28 protein-coding genes are annotated in these 26,764 nt (G+C 53.9%); 15 read left to right on the forward strand and 13 right to left on the reverse strand.

Annotated features, from left to right (window positions below; translation table 11 throughout):
• Window positions 1–150 precede the first annotated feature (150 nt).
• Complete coding sequence (gene cpxP, locus P6287_RS18905) at window positions 151–663, reverse strand: cell-envelope stress modulator CpxP (RefSeq protein WP_101760664.1); 513 nt, start codon at window positions 661–663, stop codon at window positions 151–153.
• 150 nt (window positions 664–813) lie between these two features.
• On the opposite strand from cpxP, the gene cpxR reads away from it, so the two are divergent.
• Genes cpxR through trmL form a run of 3 tightly spaced genes read left to right on the forward strand, consistent with a single transcriptional unit; the run spans window position 814 to window position 3,394 of the window.
• A complete protein-coding gene (gene cpxR / locus P6287_RS18910) occupies window positions 814–1,512 on the forward strand; it encodes an envelope stress response regulator transcription factor CpxR (protein ID WP_007885339.1) in 699 nt (232 codons plus the stop codon).
• Entirely contained in the window at window positions 1,509–2,885 is a 1,377-nt protein-coding gene (gene cpxA / locus P6287_RS18915; protein ID WP_101760665.1) for an envelope stress sensor histidine kinase CpxA, read from the forward strand. The genes cpxR and cpxA overlap by 4 nt, the downstream gene beginning before the upstream one ends.
• A gap of 35 nt (window positions 2,886–2,920) precedes the next feature.
• Complete coding sequence (trmL, locus tag P6287_RS18920; RefSeq protein ID WP_101760666.1) at window positions 2,921–3,394, forward strand: tRNA (uridine(34)/cytosine(34)/5-carboxymethylaminomethyluridine(34)-2'-O)-methyltransferase TrmL; 474 nt, start codon at window positions 2,921–2,923, stop codon at window positions 3,392–3,394.
• Here the strand turns inward: trmL and cysE are convergent.
• The 5 genes from cysE to P6287_RS18945 form a co-directional block, all read right to left on the reverse strand.
• Window positions 3,391–4,206, reverse strand: coding sequence for a serine O-acetyltransferase (gene cysE / locus P6287_RS18925; RefSeq protein ID WP_007885334.1), 816 nt, complete (start codon window positions 4,204–4,206; stop codon window positions 3,391–3,393). The two genes, trmL and cysE, sit on opposite strands and share 4 nt — an antisense overlap.
• A gap of 69 nt (window positions 4,207–4,275) precedes the next feature.
• Window positions 4,276–5,295, reverse strand: a complete 1,020-nt coding sequence (gpsA, locus tag P6287_RS18930; RefSeq protein WP_101760667.1) for an NAD(P)H-dependent glycerol-3-phosphate dehydrogenase — start codon at window positions 5,293–5,295, stop codon at window positions 4,276–4,278.
• A complete protein-coding gene (gene secB, locus P6287_RS18935) occupies window positions 5,295–5,759 on the reverse strand; it encodes a protein-export chaperone SecB (protein ID WP_101760668.1) in 465 nt (154 codons plus the stop codon). The genes gpsA and secB overlap by 1 nt, the downstream gene beginning before the upstream one ends.
• Window positions 5,760–5,799: 40 nt before the next feature.
• Window positions 5,800–6,054, reverse strand: coding sequence for a glutaredoxin 3 (gene grxC / locus P6287_RS18940; RefSeq protein ID WP_007885328.1), 255 nt, complete (start codon window positions 6,052–6,054; stop codon window positions 5,800–5,802).
• A gap of 18 nt (window positions 6,055–6,072) precedes the next feature.
• Entirely contained in the window at window positions 6,073–6,504 is a 432-nt protein-coding gene (locus P6287_RS18945; RefSeq protein WP_008109709.1) for a rhodanese-like domain-containing protein, read from the reverse strand.
• 249 nt (window positions 6,505–6,753) lie between these two features.
• Here P6287_RS18945 and envC point away from each other — a divergent pair, with 249 nt between their 5' ends.
• The 3 genes from envC to P6287_RS18960 all read left to right on the forward strand — a co-directional run bounded on the left by envC (window position 6,754) and on the right by P6287_RS18960 (window position 10,162).
• Window positions 6,754–8,055 (forward strand): murein hydrolase activator EnvC, encoded by a 1,302-nt coding sequence (envC, locus tag P6287_RS18950; RefSeq protein ID WP_137386767.1) that lies wholly within the window; start codon window positions 6,754–6,756, stop codon window positions 8,053–8,055.
• Window positions 8,056–8,058: 3 nt separating this feature from the next.
• Window positions 8,059–8,955 carry a divergent polysaccharide deacetylase family protein gene (locus tag P6287_RS18955; protein WP_277974243.1) on the forward strand — a complete coding sequence of 299 codons (897 nt, stop codon included), beginning with the start codon at window positions 8,059–8,061 and terminating at the stop codon, window positions 8,953–8,955.
• A 130-nt stretch (window positions 8,956–9,085) separates the two neighbouring features.
• Window positions 9,086–10,162 (forward strand): glycosyltransferase family 9 protein, encoded by a 1,077-nt coding sequence (locus P6287_RS18960; RefSeq protein ID WP_277974244.1) that lies wholly within the window; start codon window positions 9,086–9,088, stop codon window positions 10,160–10,162.
• 94 nt (window positions 10,163–10,256) lie between these two features.
• Here the strand turns inward: P6287_RS18960 and P6287_RS18965 are convergent, their stop codons facing one another.
• The 4 genes from P6287_RS18965 to rfaD are packed head-to-tail and all read right to left on the reverse strand — an operon-like array spanning window position 10,257 to window position 14,115.
• Window positions 10,257–11,156 (reverse strand): sugar glycosyltransferase, encoded by a 900-nt coding sequence (locus P6287_RS18965; RefSeq protein WP_110868202.1) that lies wholly within the window; start codon window positions 11,154–11,156, stop codon window positions 10,257–10,259.
• Entirely contained in the window at window positions 11,157–12,119 is a 963-nt protein-coding gene (gene rfaC / locus P6287_RS18970) for a lipopolysaccharide heptosyltransferase RfaC (protein ID WP_277974245.1), read from the reverse strand.
• A 2-nt stretch (window positions 12,120–12,121) separates the two neighbouring features.
• Window positions 12,122–13,165, reverse strand: coding sequence for an ADP-heptose--LPS heptosyltransferase RfaF (rfaF, locus tag P6287_RS18975; RefSeq protein ID WP_277974246.1), 1,044 nt, complete (start codon window positions 13,163–13,165; stop codon window positions 12,122–12,124).
• A gap of 17 nt (window positions 13,166–13,182) precedes the next feature.
• Window positions 13,183–14,115: an ADP-glyceromanno-heptose 6-epimerase gene (gene rfaD / locus P6287_RS18980; RefSeq protein ID WP_101760676.1), complete on the reverse strand. Its 933-nt coding sequence runs from the start codon at window positions 14,113–14,115 to the stop codon at window positions 13,183–13,185.
• A gap of 231 nt (window positions 14,116–14,346) precedes the next feature.
• On the opposite strand from rfaD, the gene P6287_RS18985 reads away from it, so the two are divergent.
• A complete protein-coding gene (locus tag P6287_RS18985; RefSeq protein WP_210081794.1) occupies window positions 14,347–15,555 on the forward strand; it encodes a glycine C-acetyltransferase in 1,209 nt (402 codons plus the stop codon).
• Window positions 15,552–16,580, forward strand: coding sequence for an L-threonine 3-dehydrogenase (gene tdh, locus P6287_RS18990; RefSeq protein WP_101760674.1), 1,029 nt, complete (start codon window positions 15,552–15,554; stop codon window positions 16,578–16,580). The genes P6287_RS18985 and tdh overlap by 4 nt, the downstream gene beginning before the upstream one ends.
• A gap of 35 nt (window positions 16,581–16,615) precedes the next feature.
• Here the strand turns inward: tdh and P6287_RS18995 are convergent, their stop codons facing one another.
• Complete coding sequence (locus P6287_RS18995; protein ID WP_277974947.1) at window positions 16,616–17,698, reverse strand: glycosyltransferase; 1,083 nt, start codon at window positions 17,696–17,698, stop codon at window positions 16,616–16,618.
• A 205-nt stretch (window positions 17,699–17,903) separates the two neighbouring features.
• Between P6287_RS18995 and P6287_RS19000 the strand changes: the two genes are divergently transcribed.
• Window positions 17,904–18,869, forward strand: coding sequence for a polysaccharide deacetylase family protein (locus P6287_RS19000; RefSeq protein WP_277974247.1), 966 nt, complete (start codon window positions 17,904–17,906; stop codon window positions 18,867–18,869).
• On the opposite strand, the gene P6287_RS19005 is transcribed toward P6287_RS19000, so the two are convergent.
• Window positions 18,850–19,881 carry a glycosyltransferase family 9 protein gene (locus P6287_RS19005; RefSeq protein WP_277974248.1) on the reverse strand — a complete coding sequence of 344 codons (1,032 nt, stop codon included), beginning with the start codon at window positions 19,879–19,881 and terminating at the stop codon, window positions 18,850–18,852. The two genes, P6287_RS19000 and P6287_RS19005, sit on opposite strands and share 20 nt — an antisense overlap.
• 165 nt (window positions 19,882–20,046) lie before the next feature.
• Between P6287_RS19005 and P6287_RS19010 the strand changes: the two genes are divergently transcribed.
• The 6 genes from P6287_RS19010 (at window position 20,047) to coaD (ending at window position 25,934) form a co-directional block, all read left to right on the forward strand.
• Complete coding sequence (locus P6287_RS19010; RefSeq protein WP_277974249.1) at window positions 20,047–21,036, forward strand: glycosyltransferase; 990 nt, start codon at window positions 20,047–20,049, stop codon at window positions 21,034–21,036.
• Window positions 21,037–21,109: 73 nt separating this feature from the next.
• On the forward strand, window positions 21,110–22,186 hold the full coding sequence (gene rfaQ / locus P6287_RS19015) for a putative lipopolysaccharide heptosyltransferase III (RefSeq protein ID WP_192415300.1): 1,077 nt from the start codon (window positions 21,110–21,112) through the stop codon (window positions 22,184–22,186).
• On the forward strand, window positions 22,179–23,312 hold the full coding sequence (locus tag P6287_RS19020) for a glycosyltransferase family 4 protein (protein WP_192415299.1): 1,134 nt from the start codon (window positions 22,179–22,181) through the stop codon (window positions 23,310–23,312). Before rfaQ ends, P6287_RS19020 begins: the two co-directional genes overlap by 8 nt.
• A gap of 85 nt (window positions 23,313–23,397) precedes the next feature.
• Entirely contained in the window at window positions 23,398–24,672 is a 1,275-nt protein-coding gene (gene waaA, locus P6287_RS19025; RefSeq protein ID WP_277974250.1) for a lipid IV(A) 3-deoxy-D-manno-octulosonic acid transferase, read from the forward strand.
• 3 nt (window positions 24,673–24,675) lie between these two features.
• Window positions 24,676–25,452 (forward strand): glycosyltransferase family 2 protein, encoded by a 777-nt coding sequence (locus tag P6287_RS19030; protein WP_192415297.1) that lies wholly within the window; start codon window positions 24,676–24,678, stop codon window positions 25,450–25,452.
• Complete coding sequence (coaD, locus tag P6287_RS19035; protein ID WP_192415295.1) at window positions 25,449–25,934, forward strand: pantetheine-phosphate adenylyltransferase; 486 nt, start codon at window positions 25,449–25,451, stop codon at window positions 25,932–25,934. Before P6287_RS19030 ends, coaD begins: the two co-directional genes overlap by 4 nt.
• Before the next feature lies 1 nt (window position 25,935).
• Here the strand turns inward: coaD and mutM are convergent, their stop codons facing one another.
• Complete coding sequence (gene mutM, locus P6287_RS19040; protein WP_101760687.1) at window positions 25,936–26,745, reverse strand: bifunctional DNA-formamidopyrimidine glycosylase/DNA-(apurinic or apyrimidinic site) lyase; 810 nt, start codon at window positions 26,743–26,745, stop codon at window positions 25,936–25,938.
• Window positions 26,746–26,764 lie beyond the last annotated feature (19 nt).

A 26,764-nucleotide genomic window follows, 5' to 3' on the forward strand; every position in this document is an offset into this window, starting at 1 on the left:
ATGGCTAAAGTTTATCATCGGCATAAGTGTGCTGCGTGATTGAATTTTAAGGCAATGATGTTAGAGAGAAATGACAGGCAAAAAAAACCCCCGCATCATGCGGGGGAAGACAGGGATGGTGTCTATGGCAAGGAAAACAGGGATACTATGTTACTGGTTACTGCTGGTACTACTCACTGCTTGCAGCGGTGATGATGGCTGCAATCCTGAGAGCCGACGAACTTCAGCTAATCGTCGCTCATAATTTTTCTGCAATGTCGCTTGCTGTGCAGGCGTTAGCAGGTGATACATCTGATTACGAACCCGAGCCATCTCGACTTGCTGTTCTACCGCTGCGCGGGCTTGTTTCTCTGCCTGCTGTCGGATAGCCGATTCGTTAAATTTGTCTGCAATGACAAGGTCATGCATAGTTTCTATATCTTGAACGCTGATGGTTGGGCGTTCGTGTCGCGCTTGCTGCATCAGGTCTCGCATCTGTTGCCGCTGTTGTTCAGTCAGCTCAATGCCATCGAACATGTAGCTTTGCGGATTTTGCGTCATACTGCCTGTCGTCAATCCGCTGTTCGGATGCATCTCGTCAATCGTCGTCGTGTCTGCTGCTTCGGCGCTGGCGTGACTGAGAACCATCGCTGAGGCAATGACGACGGCGGTTAAGTAGCGCATCGTTAACTCCCAGTTCGTTCCGTTTTGCGATTCAACGAGAGCCAGTGTACGGCGGTGGCTGCAAACATCCGTCAGGGGGTGTAAAACTACGTAAAGCGTTGGATTGCAAGTCAAGGAACACGGTATTTTGCCTGCGGAGGGCAATAAAAAATGAATAAAATCCTGTTGGTTGATGACGACCGCGAATTAACTTCGCTGCTTAAAGAATTGCTTGAGATGGAAGGTTTTGAAGTCATTGTGGCAAGCGATGGTGAGCAGGCGCTTAACCTGCTAGACAACACCGTGGACTTGCTATTGCTTGATGTGATGATGCCGAAGAAGAACGGTATCGACACTTTGAAAGAACTACGCCAACAGCACCAAACTCCGGTCATTATGCTGACTGCACGTGGCAGCGAACTGGACCGCGTTCTGGGCCTTGAACTGGGCGCAGATGACTATCTGCCTAAACCGTTTAACGATCGTGAACTGGTAGCGCGTATTCGTGCCATTCTGCGCCGTTCAAACTGGAGCGAGCAGCAACAGCAGCACGATAACAGCTCACCCACGCTGGAAGTCGACTGCCTGCGTCTGAATCCGGGTCGTCAGGAAGCCAGCTTCGACAGCGAAACTTTGGACCTCACCGGCACCGAGTTCACCCTGCTCTATTTGCTGGCACAGCATCTGGGTCAGGTAGTATCGCGTGAGCACCTTAGTCAGGAAGTGTTGGGCAAACGTCTGACACCGTTTGACCGCGCTATCGATATGCACATTTCTAACCTGCGTCGTAAATTGCCGGAACGTCGTGATGGTCATCCGTGGTTTAAAACCCTACGCGGACGCGGCTATCTGATGGTTTCGGCATCATGATTGGAAGTTTAACCACCCGCATCTTCGCCATCTTCTGGCTCACGCTAGCGTTGGTGTTGATGCTGGTTCTCATGGTGCCTAAACTCGATTCGCGCCAGATGACCGCGTTACTGGAAAGCGAGCAACGTCAGGGCACCATGATTGAACAGCACGTTGAAGCGGAGCTGTCTCAGGATCCACCCAACGACTTAATGTGGTGGCGTCGCCTGTTCCGCTCCATCGACAAATGGGCGCCGCCTGGTCAGCGTTTGTTATTGGTGACCAGCGAAGGCCGGGTGATTGGCGCGCAGCACAATGAAATGCAGATCATCCGCAACTTTATTGGGCAGTCGGATAACGCCGACCACCCACAAAAGAAAAAGTATGGCCGCGTGGAGATGGTTGGACCTTTCGCGGTCCGCGATGGCGAAGACAACTATCAGCTCTACCTGATTCGTCCTGCCACCAGCTCGCAGCTCGATTTCGTTAATCTGCTGTTTGACCGCCCGCTACTGCTGCTGATTGTCACGATGCTGATCAGCTCGCCGCTGCTGCTGTGGCTGGCGTGGAGCCTGGCGCGCCCCGCGCGCAAACTTAAATATGCGGCGGATGAAGTGGCAAGCGGCAATTTGCGCCAGCATCCGGAACTGGAATCGGGGCCGCAAGAGTTTCTGGCTGCGGGTTCCAGTTTCAACCAAATGGTGAGCGCGCTCGAACGCATGATGACGGCGCAACAGCGTCTGCTATCCGATATCAGCCATGAATTGCGTACGCCGTTAACTCGCTTGCAGCTGGCAACCGCGCTCCTGCGTCGCCGTAACGGTGAAGGCAAAGAGCTGCAGCGCATTGAAACGGAAGCGCAGCGTCTGGATGGCATGATTAACGATCTGCTGGTGCTGTCGCGAACGCAGCACAATAACGCGCTGGTTAGCGAAGCGATGAAGGCCAATCAGCTTTGGAATGGCGTGCTGGAAGATGCCAAATTTGAAGCCGAGCAGATGGGCAAACTGATGGAAGTGCCCTATCCGCCTGGCCCGTGGCCGCTGTACGGTAATCCCCATGCGTTGGAGAGTGCGCTGGAAAATATCGTGCGTAATGCGCTGCGCTATTCGAATTCGCACATCAGCGTCAGCTTCTCGGTGGATATTGCGGGCATCACCATTCATGTCGATGATGATGGTCCAGGAGTCAGCCCAGAAGATCGCGAGCAGATTTTCCGTCCGTTCTACCGCACCGATGAGGCGCGCGATCGTGAGTCAGGCGGCACCGGATTGGGCCTGGCGATTGTCGAAACCGCCATCCAGCAGCATCGCGGCTGGGTTAAAGCGGATGACAGCCCGCTCGGCGGTTTACGCCTCACGCTGTGGCTGCCGCTGTACTCCGCCCGTCAATAATTTGTTATGCTTCGGCCCTCGTTTCTGGGGGCCTTATGCTAAACATTGTCTTATTTGAACCTGAAATTCCGCCAAATACCGGCAACATCATTCGCTTGTGCGCAAATACCGGTTTCCAGTTACACCTGATTGAACCGCTGGGCTTTGCCTGGGATGACAAGCGCCTGCGCCGCGCCGGGCTGGATTACCACGAATATACCGCCTTGAAAAAACACGCCAATTACGCAGAATTTCTGGCAACAGAAACGCCACAGCGCATGTTCGCCCTCACCACCAAAGGAACGCCTGCGCACAGCGCGGTGAGCTATCAGAAGGGTGATTATTTGGTGTTTGGTCCGGAGAGTCGCGGTTTACCCGCAGAAATTCTCAACGCGCTACCCGCTGAGCAGAAAATCCGCATTCCGATGATGGCGGAGAGCCGCAGCATGAACCTGTCTAATGCAGTATCAGTGGTGGTGTATGAAGCGTGGCGCCAACTCGATTATGCTGGCGCACTGATCAAAGGCTAGATGCCGTCGCCGTACTCAAAGCCTGCGCCGTTGAAGTGCTGATCCATATCCATCGACGGTTTATCGCTGGTCGGTTTACCGACAATGCGCGCTGGTACGCCGGCCGCCGTGGTATGCGGCGGTACAGGCTGCAGGACAACCGAACCGGCTCCGATTTTTGCGCCGCGCCCCACTTCAATGTTGCCCAGAATCTTGGCGCCGGCGCCAATCATCACACCTTCACGGATCTTCGGATGGCGATCGCCGCTGGTTTTACCAGTACCGCCGAGCGTCACCGATTGCAGAATTGAAACATCATTTTCAATGATTGCCGTTTCGCCGATGACAATGCCGGTAGCATGATCAAGCATGATGCCGCGACCAATGCGTGCCGCCGGGTGAATATCCACGGCAAATGAGACGGAGATTTCGTTCTGCAGATAGACAGCCAGCGCGCGGCGGCCCTCTTTCCACAGCCAATGGCCGATGCGATAGGCCTGCAAGGCGTGGAAACCTTTGAGGTAAAGCAGCGGCGTAGAGTATTTATCAACGGCGGGATCGCGCTGGCGTACAGCCTGAATATCGTAGGCCGCAGAGACAATCATCTCCGGGTCTTCACGATAGGCTTCTTCCACGATTTCGCGAATAGCGATAGCGGGCATGATCGGGTTCGCCAGCTTGTTAGCGAGCATGTAGCTGAGCGCGCTGCCGAGGTTTTCGTGTTTGAGCAGTGTCGCATGGTAAAAGCTGGCCAGCATCGGTTCACAGTCGGCCAGGGCTCTGGCTTCGGCTTTGATATGGTTCCAGACCAGTTCTAACTCTTCAGACGACATTGCTGTTTGCTCCCGATAAAAAAAGCGCCTGATGGGGCGCTACAGGTGGTGACGCTGGCGCATCCTGCTTTAGCTTTGGCTGTTTTCGTCCTTCCTTGCACGGCCAAGTAAGGTCAATGCTGCCTCTCGCGCTGATTTTCCGCAATAGAGCACCTGATAAATCTGCTCGGTAATCGGCATTTCTACGCCGACGCGCGCGGCCAATGCTTTGACTTCTTTGGTGTTTCTGTAGCCTTCTACAACTTGTCCGATAATGCGTTGCGCCTCGTCTACGCTCTCGCCTTGCCCCAGCATCATGCCGAAACGACGGTTGCGCGACTGATTATCGGTACAGGTCAGCACCAGATCGCCCAAACCGGCCATGCCCATAAAGGTGGTGGCATCGGCGCCCAGCGCTGCGCCAAGACGGCTCATTTCCGTCAGGCCGCGGGTGATTAAGGCGGTACGCGCGTTGGCACCAAAGCCAATGCCGTCAGAAATCCCCGCACCAATCGCAATCACGTTCTTGACCGCGCCGCCTAACTGCACGCCGATGAAATCCTGATTGTTGTAGACGCGGAAACTTTTGCCGCAGTGCAGCTTCTGCTGCAGGTCTTCAGCAAACTCCGCATCGGTGGATGCCAGTGCGATGGCCGTTGGCATGCCGGCTGCCAGCTCTTTTGCAAAGGTAGGTCCGGAAATCACCGCGAGTGGAATCGCATCGCCGAGGATTTCACGCGCCACATCCTGCAGCAACCGGCCAGTCTCTTTTTCCAGTCCTTTAGTCGCCCAGACAATCCGCGAATCGGCACGCAAATGCGGCTTAAGCTGCGTCAGCACGTCGCCAAATACATGGCTCGGCACGACGACCAGCAGATCGCGACTGGCGTTAACCACGGTTGCCAGATCGGCTTCAGGAACAAGATTATCAGGGAAAGGGACATCGGGCAGGAAAGCGGCATTGCAGCGGTCAGCTTGCAGCTGCGCCACGCTTTGAGGATTGTGGCCCCAGAGCAGAACCGGATGGCCGTTGCGGGCCAGCGTGATGGCCAATGCGGTGCCGTACGAGCCGGCACCGATGACGCTAATTGAAGCGTTGAGTGTAGTCATCAGGCATCCTGATGTGGCGCTTCGCCTTCACCTTGCTGCTGCAGATAGTTCATGAACAGCGCATCAAAGTTCACTGGCGCCAGGTTGAGCTGCGGGAAAGTACCACGAGACACAAGGCTGGTTACGCATTCGCGTGCATACGGGAACAGAATGTTCGGGCAGTACGCGCCGAGGCAATGCGCCATCTGCGTGCCTTCGATACCGCTAATGGTGAAAATGCCCGCTTGCTGTACTTCACACAGGAATGCGGTTTCTTCGCCAACGGTTGCCGTTACGGTAACGCGCAGAACGACTTCAAAAACGCCATCAGCTAACTGAGAAGAGGCGGTGTCCAGATCCAGCTTCACTTCCGGTTCCCACTCTTTCTGGAAAACCTGCGGTGCATTTGGCGCTTCGTAAGAAACATCTTTGGTGTAAACACGTTGAATCTGGAACTGCATTTCGCTGCTGCTTTGCTCTGACATGTGACTAAATCCTGTGAGTTAAAATTGTCTGACCGAAAAGTTATGCCTGGAGTAAAGGATCAAGTCCCTGACGCCCATCCAGCGCGTAAAGATCGTCACAGCCGCCAATGTGCTGCGCATCAATAAAAATCTGTGGCACCGTAGTGCGGCCGCTGCGTTGAATCATCTCTTCACGTTTCGCCGCGTTCCCGTCAATGGGAATCTCCTGGAACGACACGCCTTTCTGATCCAACAACGCCTTTGCACGGTGGCAATAAGGACAAGTGACTTTGGTGTAGATCTCTACATTCGCCATACGGTTACCTCTGAGAAGTTATTTACCGCGCACCAGTGGCAGATTTTCACCACTCCAGCCGCTCACGCCATCTTTCAGTACGGAGACTTTTTCAAAACCCGCTGCGCTCAATTTCGCTGCAGATTCACCCGCACTTTGACCGGTCGCGCAAACTACAATTATGTGCTGTGACTTGTGCTTTTCCAGCTCGCCAAAGCTCTCTTTTTTGATGTCTGCTGCCGCTACGTTGATAGCCCCAGAAATGTGTCCTTTGCGGTAATCGTCACGTGAACGCACGTCTACCACCACCGCGTCCTCTTTGTTTATCAGGTGGGTAGCTTCACCACGGCTGATAGTTTTTACTTTAGAGAACATACCTTTAACGGTGGTCACAATCACGAGAACGAGTAAAGCGACCCATGCCAGACTGAGGATGGGGTGATTGCTTGCAAACTGCATAATTTCTTGCATGAGGGGTAACGACTCCAAACCGGGCTGATAAGCTAAAACAAGGGTTCTGAGTATACCTGCGCCACTTCGCATGTACAGTCGCTAAGGGGACAGAGTTACGATTTGTGCGTCATTTTCCAAAAAAAGTGTTCTAATCCCAAAATTAAGACAAAGTTTATGCCGGTAAGCTCGGTACAGACATTTTTAGTAAAGTAAAACCCGGCCGGGCTAACTGGTAAGCGGCTGTTCATCGTGGAATAATTATCGACTATGAAGGGAAAAGCGACCGTTACACACACAAGGACCCGTTACAACGGCACTGCGCTTCCGTTGTCATTTCGCTGGTCCGAAATCTCCCTGAGTCTGCTTCTGGCAGGCACATTATTACTTCCTGCCGCCGCTCGCAGTGCGGATGACAGTAAAACGCAGTTGAAGTCCATTCAGCAGGACATTGCCGAGAAAGAAAAGAGCGTTAAAGCGCAGAAAGTGCAGCGCAGTAAGTTGTTGGATCAGCTGCAAAGCCAGGAAAAAGTGATTGCGCAGGCCAGCCGTCAACTGCGCGAAACGCGTAACAGCCTCAGCACGCTCGAGGGTGAAATTGCGCAGGTCACCTCTTCTATCTCGCGGCTGGAAAAGCAGCAAGCACAGCAGGAAAAACTGCTGGCACAACAGCTTGATGCCGCCTTCCGTCAGGGACAGCATAATGGTCTGCAGTTGCTGCTCGGAGGCGAAGAAGCCCAGCGCAGTGAGCGTATTCTTGCCTATTTCGGCTATCTCAACGCCGCACGCCAGAAAAACATCGACGATCTCAAACAAACCCAGCAGCAATTAGCGGAACAGCGTCAATCATTGCAGGGCAAACAGGAGCAGCAAAAATCGTTGTTGGCCCAGCAGCAGACGCAGCAAAGCAAGCTGGAAGTCGCCAGCGCGGCGCGTAAGAAGACGCTCACCATACTAGAAAGCTCGCTGGAGAAAGATCAGGCTGACCTGGTTGAAATGCGTGAGAACGAAAGCCGCCTGCAAAGCAAAATCGCCAAGGCAGAGCGTGAAGCACGCGAACGTGCGGAACGTGAAGCGCGCGAGGCGGAAAAAGTGCGTCAGCGTCAGGCGCAGGCGAAAGCCAAAGGATCAAGTTATCAGCCAACGCAGAGTGAGCGCGAGCTGATGGCGCGTACCGGCGGATTAGGCAAGCCCGGCGGGCAAGCGGTTTGGCCGGTACGGGGACGTATTGAACATCGCTTCGGTGAATCGATGCAGGGCGAATTACGCTGGAAAGGTCTGGTAGTCGATGCACCAGAAGGTACCGAAGTGAAAGCCATTGCTGATGGACGCGTATTAATGGCCGACTGGCTGCAAGGCTATGGTCTGGTTGTCGTTCTGGAACACGGTAAAGGTGATATGAGCCTTTATGGCTACAACCAAAGCGCACTGGTGAGCGTGGGTGCTCAGGTGAAGGCAGGACAGCCTATCGCCCTTGTGGGCACCAGCGGCGGCCGCGGCACGCCTTCGCTCTACTTTGAAATCCGACGCCAGGGACAGGCCGTCAATCCACTACCGTGGTTAGGAAGATAAGTTTTGTTTCAACCCTCTAAGCTCTCGGCCGCCCTATGCGGCCTGTTTCTGTCACTTTCCGCCCATGCGGGAAAACTCTCCATCGTGATCGATGACTTTGGTTATCGGCCAAAAGAAGAGAATAAAGTGCTGCAGATGCCCACCGCGATTTCCGTTGCGGTCCTGCCGAATGCGCCCCATGCGCGTGAGATGGCCACCAAAGCGCATCAGGGTGGTCGCGAAGTGCTAATTCACCTGCCGATGGCACCGCTCAGCAAACAGCCGCTGGAGAAAGACACGCTGACGCCCGAGATGAGCAGCACGGAAATCGAGCGGATTATTCGAGAAGCCAGCGGCAAAGTGCCTTTTGCGGTTGGCCTGAATAACCATATGGGCAGCAAAATGACCTCCAGCCTGCCCGGCATGCAGAAAGTGATGCAGGTGCTCAATCACTACAACTATTACTTTCTCGATAGCATGACGATTGGCAATAGTCAGTCGATCCCAGCCGCGCAAGGTACCAACGTTAAAGTCCTGAAACGCCGCGTGTTCCTTGATGATAGTCAGGATGAGGCTTCAATCCGCGCGCAGTTTACCCGCGCAGTGAAACTTGCGCAGCGCGATGGTTATGCCATTGCGATTGGTCATCCGCATCCGACGACGGTGCGCGTACTGCAGCAGATGCTGCCGACATTGCCAGCCGATATCACGCTAGTGCGGCCAAGCCAGTTGCTGAATGAGCCGCAGCATCAGGGTGCGACTCCGCCGCCATCCAAAACGCAGCCGCCACGCTTCCGTGCGCCAGGCGTGTGTAAGCCGGGCAAACCATTGCCGCCCGTGCCGCAGCACTATGCCGTTGAGTTGATTAGTGAAAGCATTGCGCAAAGCCCATTGTTCAAGCATTTAGAGTCTTTGTTCTAAATTAAGTCAAAGTGCAAATCGGCCTTAACGTTAGCCTCTATACGGGGCTGATGTTTTTTTCGTTATAATGGCGAAATTATTTTTTGCTATGGCTGTCGAATAGTCAGATTCTCTAGGGTAAGCCGTATTAATGAAAAAGCGTTGGAAAATAAATCTAATTAACTCCGTGCTGAGTCTGCACGCTAAACTGAGCCAAATCGACAGAAATAAGTCCCCGCTGAGCGCGACCCATGAGTTCGAGCGCATCGTTATTTTTTCGACGACGGCATTAGGTGACTTGCTGTTTAACACACCAGCAATAAAAGCGATTAAGCGCCGTTATCCATCCGCCAAAATCATGCTGGTTTCCAGCGATAAAAACCGCGATCTGGTTGAAGACAGCGAATGGTTTGATCAAGTGGCTATTTGGGACAATAAAATTGTCCGTGCGCCTAATCTGATCAGGAAACTACGCCGTTTCAAACCTGATCTAACGCTGCTACTGCACTCCAGCTTAGGCTACGATATTCTTTGCGCGCGGTTAAGCGGCTCAAAATATCTGGTTAGAGATAATTTCGGTAGCGATAATCCTGTATTTAATCATTGGCTTGATCTCTACTCACCGCGAGCAGAATCACACATTATTCAACGTAAACTGAATCTTATTGGTTCATTAGGCTGTGACACCACTGATATCCGCATGGAATTTCCTATAAAAGTTGATAATGGTCACCAGCAGGAAAGCTCAACCATTGTCGGTTTTCAAATGGGCGCATCAGGTGATAACCGTCGCTGGCCCGTGGAACACTTTGCACAATTGGCAGAACGTATTTTTAGCCATAGTCCAGAATCCACTTTGGTTCTGACTGGCGCCGGCCAGGATCGCCCGATCGAAAGCGCCTTCTTTGCACTACTGCCAGAAAAGTATCATCATCGGGTCACTTCATATATTGGCAAAACGCGTCTGCCCGAACTGCTTCAGCTTATTAAGCGAATTGATGTATTGATAACGGGCGATACGGGGCCATTACATATTGCTGTTACCGCGCAAACGCCGACGGTAAGTCTGTATGTGGGTGCCAATCCTCGCCATACTGGACCTTATCAGGATCTGGATATTCACCAGATAATCCGTATTGAGCCTGAGGAAAATGATGACCCACAATTTCCTATGCGGAAAATCAATGTGGAACAGGTCTATAACGCAGTGTTGAAAACGTTAAATTGATAATATATACCAGGTTTTAATGTGAAGCCTGGTATAGTTTTTTATAAATTAGAAAAATAAAAAAGAATAAATAGATTTCAGGTTGTGATCTATTTTAAAAAATAGCTTCTGGTGTAGCCTTCTCAAAAATATTCTCATCAAGAGCACTTTCTAATGAAAGGTTATACGCTTTAATCCCCGCTCGTTCTAATTCCCGGCTTGCATGGATAAAGGCGGGTTTAATAACCGCGCTAAAGTTAGATTCAAGTAGGCTTGGAAGCTTATCATTGTCGCTTTCATAAAAGCGCGGCGCTGAAAAATTATTCATATCAACGCCAGCTAATAAAATACGACTGGCACCCAGCCAGACGGATATCTGCAAGGCCCAATAAGCAACCGTGCCGGCATCGAAAACCCCCTGACAAATATCCCAGGAAAAACCAGAGATGAATGGCGTTTCAGAGAGAGAAATCCCCATTTTTCCCTGATAATTGAGGGCATACTCTTCAGGGCGAACGATACCTCTGAATACTTTAAAGCTGAGATCTTCAATAATTGCCAGGCGGCACTTAACGTCCCGTAAATCAGCGCGCTGCAAGATATCATTGAAGCAGTGCACGGTTGTAAACAGAACCAGCTTTTCGTCATTAATAATATCAGTGACAAGATCGAATCTTTTATCGATAAATCCCCGATCGACGATGACATAATATGCAAAGGTAATTCTATCGCGCAGATTATAGGCGCCATTCACGCCCACAAATGTGGTGCTGGCAAGTTTCTCAATGTCTAATGATTTAACCGAAGGGCCAGTAGCCAGGATTGTCACATCTCCCGTTATCGTGGCACGCAATGCGATGAGATCCTCAATCTTAACTTGCTTTCCCCAGTAGCTTAGCCGCTGAATATTATCGGTTTTGGCTCGGCGGATCTTAATATGGGGCCACAAGTTTTCGTTATGTCTCAATGCCCTTGCATGAGTATAACGATAGATTTGTTTAAAAATTGAGGTCATTCAGAGCAGTTCCTTCAATTTTTCCATAACCATCTCGGCCGTAATTGCCTGCATGGTACCATCGCTTGCTTTTAATTCATGCTGATTCTTGCCATACCCGCCAATCAATCCCGGATCGGTGGGACCAAATAGCGTGATATTCGGACGATCCAGCGCTGCCGTCAGATGACTTAAACCGGTATCTACCGACACCACCGCGCGCGCACCAGCTAATTCTTGCGCTACCTGCTCCAGCGTTAACTTAGGCAATACCTCAACATGGTCGAAGCCTTCGGCCAGACGCTGTGCGCGTTGATGTTCATGCTCTGCGCCCCACGGCAATTTCACGCGCAATCCTGTTGGCTGAACTAACTCAATCAGCGCACGCCAGTGTGACTCCGGCCAGTGTTTGTTATCACGCGTGGTAGCATGCAGAAACACCAGATAAGGCTGCGTGTCATTGGGCAGCGTAGAGCGGAAATGGCCGGCAATCGCGTAGTCGCCCTGCGTTGCAGGCTTTTCATAGCCGAGGCTTTTGGCAAACAGCTCGCGCGTGCGTTCGACGGCATGCTGTTGCTTGTTGATTTCATGGCGTTTGTCATACCACCAGCTGGCGAAAGGTTCGCGTGCGCTGCGGCTGTCCTGCCCGTGCTTCTCGCCTTTTGCCAGGCGCGTCACCAGCGCGGCGCTTTTGATCAAACCTTGCGCATCCAGCACTACATCATACTGACGCGATTGCAGCTCACGCTTAAATTGCACACGCTCTTCACGCTGCTGGCTACCGAACCAGTGCTTGCGCCAGCGGCGAATCGCCACCGGCAGCACTCTATTCACAGCCGGATGCCAGGCGGGAATTTGAGCAAAGTTTTCTTCAACCACCCAATCAAACTTGATGCCAGGAATCGCCTGCATCGCATCCGTGAGCGCGGGCAAGGTATGCAGCACGTCTCCCATCGAGGAGGTTTTAACAATCAAAACGTGCATCTTTACTCCTGCACCGGATGCAACAGCGCGCTCAATTCCTGATGGACGCGCGCTGGCTGAATATCAATCAGGCTCTGGTGATAACCTTGTTCGGCATCACCTTTGCGGACTTTGTGATAGCCGGTGATTAAACGAATAATGCGCGCGTGCTGAGACAACGGCGGAGTGAAGTCCGGGCTGCTTGGACCATACAGCGCCACCAGCGGACGATTAAGCGCCGCAGCGATATGCATCAGGCCGGAATCGTTACTGACCACCGCCCCACAGTTCGCCAGCAGAATCACGGCTTGCTCAAGTTGCGTTTCACCCGCCAGATTTTTACAGTGCGCACGCGCCGCTTCTGACAGCGTCTGCACAATGGTGTCGCCGGTTTCACGATCTTTCGCCGAACCGAACAGCACCACCTGATAACCTTCGCCAATCAGCTGCTCTGCCAGCGCGGCATAATGATAATGCGGCCAGCGCTTCGCCGGGCCAAACTCTGCACCCGGACAAAATCCAATCACTGGACGATCGGCTGACAGCGCAAACTGCGCCGCCGTCATCCGCTTTTCATCGTCATCGACGCGCAATTGCGGCCACAGCAACGGCTGCGGCAGCTGCTGCGCGGAAGCAACCGGTTTGTCATAGCCGAGCGCCACATAGCGCTCAACCATCAACGGAAAGGCCGCTTTGTCCAGCACACGGACATCATTCAACACGCCATAGCGCATCTCGCCGCGCCAGCCGGTGCGACGTTTGATCCCGGCGAAAAACGGCACCAGCGCAGATTTAAAGGAGTTCGGCAGCACATAGGCGCGGTCATAGCCGCTGGCCTGCAGGGTTTTCCCCAAACGACGACGCTCGCCCAGCGCCAATGCGCCGTGGCCGAGCGGCATCGCCAGCGCCTGATTCACTTCCGGCATACGCGACAGCAATGGGCGGCACCAGGCCGGCGCCATCACGTCGATCACCGCTTCAGGATGCTCAGCCTTGAGCGTGCGATAGAGACTTTGCGACATCATCATATCGCCGACCCATGATGGGCCAATAACCAGAATTTTCATCGCTGCTGCCGGTTTCCTTATACGTTACGGTTCAGCCAGGCCATATATTCGCCCACGCCTTGCGCAACGGTTTTGAACGGCTTGTCGTAACCGGCTGCACGCAGATTGGTGAGATCGGCTTGGGTAAACGCCTGATAACGGCCTTTCAGCTTGTCCGGGAACGGAATGTATTCAATCTGGCCTTTCTGATGGAAGTTCAGCACCGCATCCGCCACCTCCTGGAAAGATTCAGCACGGCCAGTTCCGCAGTTGTAGATACCGGAAACACCGTTTTCCCAGCACCACAGATTTACCGCAACCACGTCATCAACATGGATGAAGTCGCGGCGGAAATCGTCGCTGCCTTCGAATAGTTTTGGATTTTCACCGTTGCTAATTTGCGTATTGAGGTGGAACGCGACGCTCGCCATGCCGCCTTTGTGGCCTTCACGCGGACCGTACACGTTGAAGTAACGGAAGCCGCACACCGGTGAGTCTGCTTCAGGCAGAATCTGGCGCACGTAGTGATCGAACAGCATTTTTGAGTAGCCGTACACATTCAGCGGCTGCTCGTACTGGCGCTCTTCGATGAAGTTCTCATTGCGGCCGCCGTAAGTGGCAGCAGATGAGGCGTAGAGGAACGGGATTTCGCGCTCGAGGCAGAAGTGCAGCAGATCTTTCGAGTACTGATAGTTGTTATCCATCATGTACTTGCCATCCCACTCGGTGGTTGCGGAACACGCACCTTCATGGAACACGGCTTCGATGGGGCCGAGATCTTCGCCAGACATGATGTAGCTGAGGAATTCCTCTTTATCCATGTAATCGGCGATGTCGAGATCCGCCAGATTCACGAACTTGGTGCCATCCTTCAGATTATCCACCACCAAAATGTCGGTCAGACCGCGGTCGTTCAGCGCTTTAACAATGTTGCTGCCAATCATGCCAGCGCCACCGGTTACGATAATCATATGCTTTGCCTTTAAAGAGTTGGGGGGAAACAGGAGGTTTCACCCACGAATGCCTATCATCATAACATTTCAGCCAGACGCAGGCAGCCAGATGACGCCGTATGCGCTGCACAAATCCTGTTCGCAGCGTGAACTATGCTGCAAAACCGAGATATTGATGGCTAAAATGTCGTTGATTCGCTTTTCGATCAGTAATATGTGCCAAATATTTGCTATCTGAGGAGCATAATCATGTCCAGTCAGTTTTATTCGCAAATTCGTCAACAACTTGAGACAACACGTCAGGACGGATTGTTCAAACAAGAACGCACCATCACGTCGGCGCAGCAGGCAGAAATCAACGTTGCCAACAGCCCGCCCGTCATCAACTTCTGCGCCAATAACTATTTGGGTTTAGCCAATCATCCGGCATTGATCCAGGCGGCGAAAGACGGCATGGATTCGCACGGTTTTGGCATGGCCTCGGTGCGCTTTATCTGCGGCACGCAGGACATCCACCAGCAGCTGGAACACAAGCTGGCTGCGTTCCTCGGCATGGAAGACGCGATTCTGTTCTCGTCCTGCTTTGATGCCAACGGCGGCCTGTTTGAAACGCTGCTCAGCGCCGAAGACGCGATTATTTCAGATGCCCTTAATCACGCATCGATCATTGATGGCGTGCGTTTGTGTAAAGCGCAGCGCTATCGTTACGCCAATAATGACATGAGTGAGCTGCGTGCGCGTTTACAGGAAGCACGCGACAAAGGCGCGCGCCACATCCTGATTGCCACCGATGGCGTGTTCTCGATGGATGGGGTGATTGCCAATCTGCAGGGCATTTGCGATCTGGCCGATGAATTCGATGCGCTGGTGATGGTCGATGATTCCCATGCGGTGGGCTTTGTGGGTTCTGCCGGACGCGGCACGCACGAATATTGCGGCGTGATGGATCGCGTCGACATTCTGACCGGCACGCTGGGTAAAGCGCTGGGTGGCGCATCGGGCGGCTACGTGGCGGCGAAAAGAGAAGTGGTTGAGTGGCTGCGTCAGCGCTCGCGTCCGTATCTGTTCTCCAACTCGCTGGCGCCTGCGATTGTGGCTGCCTCGCTGCGTGTGCTGGAGCTGCTGAGTGAAGGTGACGGTTTGCGCCAGCGTCTGTGGGAAAATGCCCGCTTCTTCCGCGAGAAGATGACTGCCGCAGGCTTCACGCTGGCCGGCGCCGATCACGCCATCATCCCCGTAATGCTGGGCGATGCCAAAGTGGCGCAGCAATTTGCCAGCCTGTTGCAGCAGGAAGGAATCTACGTCACAGGCTTCTTCTATCCGGTGGTACCGCAAGGTCAGGCACGTATCCGCACGCAGATCTCTGCCGGACATACGCAGGCGCAGCTGGAACACGCCGTGGCGGCCTTCACCCGTATTGGTCAACAGCTGGGCGTTATTTCAGGAGCAGGGAAATGAAAGCACTCGCCAAATTAAAAGCCGAAGAAGGCATTTGGATGGTCAAGGACGCGCCAATACCTGAACCCGGCCATAACGACCTACTGATTAAGATTCGTAAAACCGCTATCTGCGGTACCGACGTGCACATCTACAACTGGGATGACTGGTCGCGCAAAACCATTCCGGTGCCGATGATCACCGGCCACGAATATGTGGGTGAAGTGGTGGGAATGGGCCAGGAAGTTAAGGGCTTTGCCGTTGGCGATCGTGTTTCCGGTGAAGGCCACATCACCTGCGGCCATTGCCGCAACTGCCGCGCTGGACGCACGCATCTGTGCCGCAACACGGTAGGCGTTGGCGTTAATCGTCAGGGCTGCTTTGCCGAATATCTGGTGATTCCGGCGTTTAATGCCTTCAAAATTCCCGACAACATTTCTGATGAACTGGCGGCGATTTTCGATCCCTTTGGCAATGCGGTGCACACTGCGCTTTCGTTCGATCTGGTGGGCGAAGATGTGCTGATCTCCGGTGCCGGGCCAATTGGCATCATGGCGGCGGCGGTGTGCAAGCACGTCGGCGCGCGCCATGTGGTGATCACCGACATCAACGACTATCGCCTCGATCTGGCGCGCAAAATGGGCGTAACGCGCGCTGTCAACGTGGCGCAGGAAAATCTGCGTGATGTGATGGCCGAACTCGGCATGACCGAGGGTTTTGATGTCGGTCTGGAGATGTCTGGTGCGCCACCGGCGTTCCGCACCTTGCTGGAGGTAATGAACCACGGCGGCCGCATCGCGCTGCTGGGCATTCCGCCGGGCGAGATGTCCATCGACTGGAATCAGGTGATCTTTAAAGGCTTGTTCATCAAAGGCATCTACGGCCGCGAGATGTTCGAAACCTGGTACAAGATGGCCGCGCTGATTCAGTCCGGCCTCGATCTCACGCCTATCATCACCCATCGCTATCACATCGATGAGTTCCAGCAGGGCTTTGATGAGATGCGCTCGGGAAGATCCGGCAAAGTGGTGTTGAGCTGGGATTAAACACTCATAAAAGGGAGCAATGCTCCCATTTATGATTATTCGGCCAGCGCCAGATAGCGCTGGCAAATGACCTTGGTATCAAAAGCAGCGAACTCACCAGCATGGAGCTGAGGTGGGGACTGATAAATCTCCAGCATCTTTTCTGCCACAGATTCAGGTGTTAAATCCGCCAGTCCGCGCGCCAAATCGCCTTGTAGTAACGAAGCTGGCCCACCCGGACAGCGCGTACTCACCACCGGCGTGCCGCACAGCATCGCTTCAATCAGGACATTACCAAAACCTTCGCTGTCCGAGCTGACTATCAGCATTGTTGCCCGGCTAATCCACGCATAAGGATTGAGCGTAAATCCCTGAAAGATGACGCGATCCGCAATACCCAACTGCTGGGCCAGCGTCTGCAGCGCAGCTTTACGCTGCGGTGATCCCTGGCCTAATAACACCAGCGGCAGCGGTATGTTGCTCAGTGCATAGGCTTGCAACAAGCGATCATGACGTTTGGTTTCGTGAAATCGCCCCACATGGACCAGAAATCCTTGCGGCGGCACATCAGCCGGCTCGGCTGCACGTTGCATAATATCTTCGATATCGAACGGATTACCAATCACGGCCTCGCGCGCCGGCGTAACCGCAAAAGCAGTCTTTAGGTCTTCCACCACAGCAGCAGAGACGCCAATCACGTTGCGTGCCTGATAAACACGGTGAATTTTGCGTGCTTTTAACCAGCGCGATAGTCCCGCACGATGGCCCAGATAGGAGGCGGAGAATACACCGTGTAGACAAAACCAGGTTTTACGAGGCAAGAGCGTCCGACAACGGCGCACAATACGATCGGTTTTGTGTAAATGAGATACCACTAAATCGTACTTACCGGCGCGCTGTTCTGCCCGCAGAACAGCGTCATCCAGCAATCTGGCGCGACGCGTTAGTTCGGTCAGCTTGCGCCAGGGCTGACGATTCGTATCCTGGATGACCTGATAATCAACGCCGTCAGGCAAAGGGTAATCGCATACTTTGCGCAGCGAAAACAGCGACACCCGATGTCCCAGCTCAAGCATACCGGTCACCAACGTCAGCACGACTTTTTCGGCTCCACCGCCCGGTAAACCATCAATCACCATCAGTATGCGCTTTGACAAAATGCTCCACCTGTCTGATTTTAAAACTCTGTTTGCCTAAATAATGCCGCGTGAATCTTAACGCAGTCTGCTAGCAAATCCGATTTTTCACGGCGCTATTTTCGCTTTAAGCATCCGCAGCAATTAGTTTTGCGTCACTGAAAAGCACAGCGTAACATTGCGATTTTATTGGCCTCAGGCGGCAAACATGACCCGGCATGCTTTCCTTATTACCATAGACACCGAAGGCGACAACCTTTGGCGCAATCATCGCTCCATCACCACTGAAAATACCGGCTATTTGCCACGCTTTCAGGCTTTATGTGAGCGCTATGGTTTTAAACCTACCTGGCTAACCAACTATGAAATGGCAACGGATCCTGCTTTTGTCGAATTCGGCAAAGATGTGATTGCACGCAAGCAGGGCGAAATTGGCATGCATCTTCACGCCTGGAACAGCCCACCGGAAGCGCCACTCACCGATGATGACTGGCGCTGGCAACCTTTTCTGATTGAATATCCCGATTCAGTACTGCGGGATAAAGTTGCTTATATGACTGATCTGCTGGAGGAGAAGTTCCAGACAAAAATGCTCAGCCATCGTGCCGGACGCTGGGCTTTTGATGAGCGCTATGCGGCGATCTTAACTGAACTGGGCTATAAGGTAGACTGCTCCGTCACACCGCGCGTTAACTGGGCCTACACCCGTGGTGCGCCGCAGGGGAAAGGCGGCACGAACTACACTCACTTCCCGCATAAACCTTATTTTATCGATCCTGACGACATCTCACGCAGCGGTCACTCCTCGCTGCTCGAAATCCCCATGAGTATTCAATACAAGTATTCACCGCTGATGAATACGGTCAAACAGGGTCTGTACCGCTTACGCGGCAAACAAAAGAGTCCTGCCGTTTATTGGTTACGTCCATCAGGCGGGAATCTGGCTGACATGAAACGCGTGGTTGAAATGTCGCTGGCCGAAGGCCAGGATTACGCCGAGTTTATGCTGCACAGCTCAGAATTTATGCCTGACGGCAGTCCAACGTTCAAAAACCAACAGGATATCGAGCGACTGTACGAAGATTTAGAAGCGTTGTTTAGCTGGTTAGCCCCCCGCTTCGTCGGACAGACACTGTCGGAGTATCACGACAACTTCAAACTGCAACAGGCTTAACGCTGAGTTGCTGCCATGCTTCCCATACTGCTTCTGGCGAGACATCCTGACATTCGCCCGAAGCGGTCTGCATGATCCGGTATTCCCCTGACCACGGATGCCACTGGCTGGCATTGGTATCACCAAAAAACACCACCTGCTTTTTGTGCAGCCCGGCGGCAAGATGCATCTGCCCGCCATCGCTACACAGAATCTGCTCACAGCGATCAAAACCCGCCACCAGTTCGCGCACAGATGCGGTGGGATAGCGCGCCACACGCGGCGAATTGACCAACTGCATCAGCTCATCGGTGCGTACTGCATCGCCTTTATCATTGAAATCAAGCGTTCCCTGCGGCGACCAGAATACCAGCACGCGCGCCTGCTCATCTTCCAGCAGCTTATTGATAAAAGCCGCATAGGATTCAACCGGCCAGCGGCGCTTTGGGCTGCGGCTACTGATGTGCACGCCATAAACCTTGCCCAATGAGGGGAACAGAGCGCTGATGCGTTTGCCAGCTGCTTCACGTTCGCTGGTGGAGAGATAGAGATTCACAGCGGGTATAGCAGGCGGCGTGCTGGTTAGCGCAGAGAGATAAGAGTAAGTGTGTTCAACCTGATGCTCGCCGTGGAAATCACTTTTCTGGAACGGATGATCAAGCTGTGCGTCATTCTGAGCCGCGCCAATCACATTCCCTGCTCCGGCCATTTTCGCCAATCGCAGACTGTATTTACACGGCACAGGATTCGCCAGAATGGTCGCATCAAAGCGCGTTTTACGCAGCGCCAGCATGACCTTTATTCGCTGCCAATAGACACCTAGCGTGGTTTCGTTTTTAGCGCGGTGCTTAGCTTTCTTGTAAACATACAGGCGATCAACATGCGGATTATGGCTCACCACATCCTCAGCAACTTTGTTTACTAACAAGGTAAGTTTTGCCTCGGGAAAGGCCCGTTTTAATCCTTCCAGTAGCGGGGTGGTACACACCATGTCGCCAATGTTATCGCGCCTAATCACGAGAATATTTTTCATGCTGATGCCCAGATTGAGGAGCGTTGTCTCGCTTATCCACTAAGACAAACTCAAAAAAAATGCGGAAAACCAGGGAACAAAAGGCTTTTGACCATTAATGTGCAAAAAGTTCTGAATTCCCTACTAATAATTGATGTAATAAATTTGTAAATTATTAGATGAACAATGTCGCAAACTATCCCTTTGCTCTCGGTCATCACGCCCCTGTTCAACGCTGGTGTGATGTTTGAGACGTTTATGAATTCGCTACTGGCTCAAACTCTCACCTCACTGGAAATTATCATTGTCGATGATGGTTCCACTGACGGTTCGGGGGAGCGTGCTGATGCTTATGCGCAGCAGCATCCCCATGTTCGTGTTATCCATCAGACCAATGGCGGCGTATCGCGCGCGCGTAATGCGGGCTTAGCGGTGGCGCGCGGTAAGTACGTTTCGTTTCCGGATGCTGACGACACCATGGATGCCGCGATGTATCAAACGCTGGTTGAGATGGCGGAGCGCGACAACCTGGATGCCGCACAGTGCAACGCGGAATGGTTTTTCAAAGCCAGCCAGCAAGTAAAACCGCTGATTCCGCTCGATCGCCTCACCAGCACCGAGGTACTGAGCGGCCCTGAGTGGCTTAATAAGGCGCTGCAAACGCATCGCTACATGCATGTGGTTTGGCTGGGCATTTACCGCCGAGAGTTGATCGAACAGCTCAAACTCTACTTTGAACCCGGCCTGCATCATCAGGACATTCCATGGACCACCGAGTTCATGCTCAACGCGCAACGTGTGCGTTACACCGATAAAGTGTTGTACTGCTACTACATGCATGATGCTTCCATCAGCAACCGTAAGCGCACCGGCCAGCGTAATGTGGAATATCAGCGTCACTACCTGAGAATCGCGCAGTTGCTGGAAGAGCTCAATGCACGCTACCGTCATAAGGTAAAAATCTACCCGGCATTTCACTACCAGATTACGCATGAGGCGCTCAGCGTCTGCCACTGTATCCGACGCGAACCCGAAGAGAGCGCACGTCAGGCGATGATTGCCGATCTGTTCGCTACGCAAACTCACAGGCGCATGCTGCGTAACGCGCGCGGTATAAAGCAATGGTATCAACTGCTGCTGTGGCTAAGCCGGATTTACCGCTGGCGCAAGAAATAAGCGCCGCGTCCGGCTTTCACGCCTTTGGGGTTTGCCTTACAATCAGCTGACTGAATTCTGAGATCATTTGAGTATGGCAAGCCCGATTCCAGACCAATTTGCACCGAAAAATATTCTGCTGATCAAGCTGCGTCATCACGGCGACATGCTGCTGACCACGCCCGCGATAAACGCGCTGCGCCAACGCTATCCTCAGGCGAACATCGACGTTCTGCTCTACAAAGAAACCCGTCCAATGCTGGAGGCGCACCCGGCCATTCGCCAGTTGCACATCATCGATCGCAACTGGAAGAAGGAAGGCGGCTGGCAGAAATTCCGGCATGAAATGGCCCTGCTTTCCGCGGTGCGCGCGTGCCATTATGACCTGGTGATTAACCTCGCCGATCAGTGGCGCAGCGCCATCATTACCGGATTCTCTGGCGCGCCGGTGCGTATTGGTTTTGCCTTCCGCAAACGTGATAACGCCTTATGGCGCTGGATGCACAACCATCTGGTCAGTACGGAAGATCATCATCAGCTGCATACGGTTGAACAGAATATGGCCGCGCTGAAGCCGCTGGGCATCAGCGCCGCCGGCGCAAAAGCCTCGATGCATTTCAGCACAGCCGATCAACAAAAAGTGCAGGATGTACTGGCTCATCATGCGGTGAAAATGCCGTTTGTTGTGCTGCAACCCACTTCACGCTGGCTGTTTAAATGCTGGGAAGATGAAAAAGTCGCACAGCTAATTGATGCGCTCGCTGCCGAAGGCCGCACCGTGGTACTGACGGCGGCGCCGGACCAGAAAGAAATGGCAATGATCGCCAATATTCAGTCGCTGTGTCGCAGCCACAATGTGGTGTCGCTGGCGGGAGAATTATCCTTGCCGCAGCTGGCGGCGCTGATTGACGCGGCACAGCTGTTTATCGGCGTAGATTCTGCGCCGATGCACATGGCCGCCGCGCTGGAAACGCCGTGTCTTGCGCTGTTTGGACCGACCAAGCTGCAACACTGGCGTCCGTGGGGCGATCATAATCGCGTGATTTGGGCCGGTGATTACGGCCCGCTACCCTCGCCAGACGACATCGATACCAACACGCAACAGCGCTATCTTTCTGCCATTCCCGTTGAGGATGTGGTGGCTGCCGCCCGGAGTTTTTTGCATGAGTAAGTTACGCCTGGCGATTGTCCGGCAGAAATACCGCCCAGACGGCGGCGCTGAACGTTTTATTTCGCGTGCGCTGGAAGCGCTGGATAGCGAGCAGCTCGATCTCAATATCATCACTCGCAGCTGGCAGGGCACGCCGAATCCGGCCTGGCATCTGCACATCTGCAATCCAGCGAAATTCGGTCGCATCTCGCGCGAGCGCGGTTTTGCGTGTGCCGCGCGTGCATGCTGGGAACGCGAAAAGTTCGATATTGTGCAAAGCCACGAACGCATCGCCGGTTGCGATATCTTTCGTGCCGGTGATGGCGTGCATCGCGTCTGGCTGGAGCAGCGCGCGCGCATTGTGACGCCGTGGCAGCGCTTAAGCGCCCGCCTTAGTCGTTATCATCGTTATGTGTTACAGGCGGAAGCCGATATGTTCAACGCGCCGTCGTTGAAAGCGGTGATCTGTAACTCAGAGATGGTGAAACAGGATATTTTGCGTCATTTCAGGCTCGATGCCAGCAAGATCCATGTGATTCACAACGCGATTGATAGCCAACGCTTCCAGCCAGCCAGCGAAGCGCTGCGTCATGCAGCACGTCAGCAGCTCAAACTGCCGCAGGATGCCACGGTGATGATTTACGTGGGTTCGGGTTTTGAGCGTAAAGGCTTAAAAGCGGCGATTGAAGCGGTGGCGAAAAGCGATCGCTATCTGGTGGTGGTCGGCCAGGATAAGCAGCTGTCGCGCTATCAGCAGCTGGCAAACCAGCTCAATTGCCTCGATCGCTTACGCTTCGTCGGCGTGCAGCAGGACGTGCAACCGTTCTACCATGCAGCCGATGCGCTGCTGCTGCCTACGCTTTATGATCCCTTCCCAAATGTAGTGCTGGAAGCGATGGCTTGCGGCCTGGCGGTGATCACCAGCACCGGCTGCGGCGGCGCAGAGTTTATCACTGCGGGTCAGGAAGGTTTTGTCTGCGATGCATTAGATATCAACGCGTTAAACGAAGCCGTGCTGGCAACACCGGCGCTTTCACACAATTCTGCCATGGGCGAAGCCGCACGTCGCAGAATTGAACCTTATGGTCCGCAGCGGCTGGCGCACGCGCTGACCTCGCTGTATCAGCAAGTGCTGCAGACCAGCTGACGAAGTGGTATGAGCAGGCGGTTAATTTCTGATAACATGCCGCCTTTCATCTGTTTTTTGACGCGATTCTGTCGTAACGGTAACTATGACGACTCTATACACAGCCTTGCTCTACCTGATTCAGCCACTAATCTGGTTGCGCCTGTGGCTGCGCGGTCGAAAAGCACCGACCTATCGTAAACGCTGGGCAGAACGCTACGGCTATTGCAGCGGAAAAGTGCTGCCACATGGCATTGTGCTGCACTCGGTTTCCGTCGGCGAGACGCTGGCGGCAGTGCCGCTGGTGCGCGCGTTGCGCCACCGCTATCCAACGCTGCCGATTACCGTCACCACCATGACGCCAACCGGCTCCGAGCGTGCGCAGTCCGCGTTTGGCAAAGATGTACACCACGTTTACCTGCCCTACGATCTGCCAGGTTCGATTAACCGTTTCCTCGATACCGTCGATCCGCGACTGGTGATCATCATGGAAACCGAGCTGTGGCCAAACATTATCCGTATTCTGCATCAGCGCAAGATTCCGCTGGTAATTGCCAACGCGCGCCTATCTGAGCGCTCGGCCAAAGGCTACAAGAAACTCGGCGGCTTTATGCGCGACCTGCTGCAGCGCATCACGCTGATTGCCGCGCAAAACGCCGAAGATGGCGACCGTTTCCTCAGCCTTGGCCTGAAACGTTCGCATCTCACCGTTACCGGCAGCCTCAAGTTTGATATCTCCGTAACGCCAGAGCTGGCGGCAAAAGCGGTCACGCTGCGTCGTCAGTGGGCGTCGCGTCGTCCGGTGTGGATCGCCACCAGCACTCACGAAGGCGAAGAGGCAATTGTGCTCGATGCGCATCGACGTCTACTGCAGCAGTTCCCCGATCTGCTGCTGATTTTGGTGCCGCGCCATCCGGAACGTTTCAAAGATGCCTGCGACCTGACACAAAAACGCGGCTTCAGCTTTATCCTGCGTAGCAGCGGCGAAATTCCATCAAGCTCCACGCAGGTGGTGATTGGCGACACCATGGGCGAGCTGATGATGCTGTACGGCATCGCCGACCTCGCCTTTGTTGGCGGCAGCCTGGTTGAGCGCGGCGGCCACAATCCGCTGGAGCCGGCAGCGCATGCCATTCCGGTGCTGATGGGCCCGCACATCTGGAACTTCAAAGATATCTGCGCCAAGCTGCAGCAGGCCGAAGGGCTGATTACCGTTACTGACGTGGTATCGCTGCAGAAAGAAGTCGCTAACCTGCTGCAGGATGACGATTATCGCCGCTATTACGGCCGTCATGCTGTGGAAGTGCTGCATCAAAATCAGGGCGCATTACAGCGTCTGCTACAGTTACTCGAACCTCACCTACCGCCGCGAGCTCACTAATTCATGTCGCAACGCCAACGTCTCTCCGTGGTGATGATCGCCAAAAACGAAGCTGAACTGCTGCCGGAGGCGCTGGCTTCTGTCAGTTGGGCAGATGAGATTGTGGTGCTCGATTCCGGCAGCAGCGACAACACGATGCAGGTCGCTCGCGAACAGGGCGCGCAGGTTTTCCAGGCTGAAGGCTGGCAGGGGTTTGGCAAGCAGCGCCAGCGCGCGCAGGCCCATGCGCAAGGCGAGATGATTTTGATGATCGATGCCGACGAACGCGTTACACCCGAATTGCGTCGCGCTATCGAGCAGGTTCTCGCACAGCCTGCCTCGGACAATGTTTACAGCCTCGGTCGCAGCAACCTGTTTCTTGGCCGCTTTATGCGCCACAGCGGCTGGTATCCCGATCGCGTTATGCGCCTCTATCCGCGCAAGTTCAATTACAACGACAATCTGGTGCATGAATCACTGGAGACGCAGGGTGCGCCGGTAGTGAAGCTGGCGGGCGATCTGCAACATCTCACCTGTCGTGACCTGATTGCGTTTCAGCGTAAGCAGATGAACTATGCCGAAGCCTGGGCAAATGAGCGTTTCCAGCGCGGCAAACGCTGCGGCTTGTTCTCGATCTTTAGCCACACGCTCGGCGCATTTGTTAAAACGCTGCTGCTGCGCGCCGGTTTTCTCGATGGCAAGCAGGGCTGGATTCTGGCGGTGGTTAATGCGCAGTACACTTTCAACAAATACTCGGCGCTCTGGGCGCTGCATCACACCTCAACACAAGGTCGCGTATGAGTACGAAAGCGATTTATCCCGGCACCTTTGATCCCTTCACGTTGGGTCATCTGGATATTGTGACGCGTGCAGCGAAGATGTTTGACCACATCGTCGTGGCGATTGCCGCCAGCCCGAGTAAAAAGCCGCTGTTTAGTCTCGATGAGCGCGTGGATATGGCGCGTCAGGTGACGGCACATCTGCCGAATGTCGAAGTAATCGGGTTTAGCGACCTGATGGCGAACTTTGCCCAGGCGCAGAATGCCAATGTGCTGGTGCGTGGATTGCGTGCGGTATCGGATTTCGAATATGAGCTGCAGCTGGCGCAGATGAATCGTCATCTGTTGCCCACGCTGGAGAGCGTGTTTCTGATGCCGTCAGAAGGTTTCTCGTTCGTCTCTTCTTCGCTGGTCAAAGAAGTCGCGCGCCATGCCGGTGACGTGCAGGCATTTCTGCCTGCCGTTGTGCACAAGGCGTTACTGGCGCGACTGGCGCAGCCTTAACTCAGTGCTGGCAGCGTGGACACCAGAAGGTGCTGCGCTGACCATGTTTGCCGCTGACAATCGGCGTACCGCAGGCACGGCAAGGTTCGCCGGCGCGGCCATAAACCTGCAACTGCTGCGCGAAGTAGCCGGGTTTACCGTCCGTTTGCAGGAAATCTCGCAGCGTGGTGCCGCCCTGCTCAATCGAGCGTAACAACACCGCTTTGATGGTGTTAACCAGCAACTCGGCCTCTTCCTGACTCAAACTCATTGCCGAACGATCGGGCAAGATCCCGGCAGTAAACAGTGATTCGCTGGCGTAGATGTTTCCGACGCCCACCACCACTTTGTTATCCATCAGCCACTGTTTAATCACGGTGCGTTTGCCGCGTGACTTTTCAAACAGATAGGCACCATCAAATTCGCTGCTGAGCGGCTCCGGACCGAGATGCGCCAGCACGCTGCTGCCTGCGAGGTCATTGCTCCACAGCCAGGCGCCAAAGCGACGTGGATCGGTGTAGCGCAACACTTTGCCGTTGCTCATCACTAAATCGACATGGTCATGTTTGGCGGCCGGTTGTTCGCCGGGTAGCACGCGCAGACTGCCGGACATGCCGAGGTGAATGATGATCCAGCCATGCGGTAGTTCGAGCAGCAGATATTTAGCGCGACGCTGCACGCTCAATACGGGTTGGTCGCTCAACGCGTGGATTTCATGCGAGACCGGCCAGCGCAAACGTGGATTGCGCACCACCGCATGCAGAATCGTGGCACCCACCATGTGGGGTTCGATACCGCGACGACTGGTTTCTACCTCAGGTAATTCAGGCATCTCATCTCCTCAACGAATC

The sequence above is a fragment of the Pantoea sp. X85 genome, from assembly GCF_029623675.1.
In the GTDB taxonomy this organism is placed as follows: domain Bacteria; phylum Pseudomonadota; class Gammaproteobacteria; order Enterobacterales; family Enterobacteriaceae; genus Pantoea; species Pantoea leporis.